This window comes from Streptomyces ziwulingensis, assembly GCF_039542605.1.
In the GTDB taxonomy this organism is placed as follows: domain Bacteria; phylum Actinomycetota; class Actinomycetes; order Streptomycetales; family Streptomycetaceae; genus Streptomyces; species Streptomyces ziwulingensis.
Map to the genome: position 1 here is coordinate 1 of NZ_BAABIG010000003.1, position 792 is coordinate 792.

Consider the following 792-nt stretch of genomic DNA (forward strand, 5'->3'; position numbering starts at 1 on the left):
CCCGGGAAGACCAGCACCGTCCGCCCGGCCGTCCCCGCACCACCGGTCACCACCGCGGGACTGTTCTCCCCCTTCGCCAGCGCACTCAGCCCGGCCACCGCTTCCGCACGCGAACCCGCGACCACCACGGCCCGGTCGCCCAAGAGGGCTCGCCGCACCGCCAACGCCCCCGCGACCTCGGCCGGCGACGCGTCCGTGTCACCGACGAAGGCGGCCAGGCGCTCCGCCTGTCCGGTCAGTGAGCCGTCGGATGCCGCCGACACCACCAGCGGCACCACACCGTCGGCCGGGTTGACCGGGTCCGCGGCCGTCTCCTCCGGTACCTGCTCGAAGATGAGGTGCGCGTTGGTGCCGCTCAGTCCGAAGGAGGAGACGCCGACGCGGCGCGGACGGCCGGTGTCGGGCCACTGCCGTGCCTCGGTGAGCAGTTCGACGGAGCCCGCCGACCAGTCGACCTGCGGGGTGGGGTCCGCCACGTGCAGGGTCGGGGGCAGAACGCCGTGCCGGAGCGCCTCGACCATCTTGATCACACCGGCGACACCGGCGGCGGCCTGCGTGTGCCCGATGTTGGACTTCACCGAGCCCAGCCACAAGGGCTGCTCGCGGTCGCGGCCGTAGGTGGCCAGCAGCGCCTGGGCCTCGATCGGGTCACCGAGCGCCGTGCCCGTACCGTGTGCCTCCACCGCGTCGACGTCCGTCGCGGCGAGCCCGGCCGCCGCCAGTGCCCGGCGGATCACCCGCTGCTGGGAGGGACCGTTCGGGGCGGTCAGGCCGTTGGACGCGCCGTCCTGG

At 74.6% G+C, this 792-nt stretch carries 1 protein-coding gene; it reads right to left on the reverse strand.

Translation table 11 applies throughout. The features are described 5' to 3' along the window. A partial coding sequence (locus tag ABEB00_RS01145; RefSeq protein ID WP_345616844.1) for a ketoacyl-synthetase C-terminal extension domain-containing protein occupies nucleotides 1–792 on the reverse strand: 792 nt, incomplete at both ends.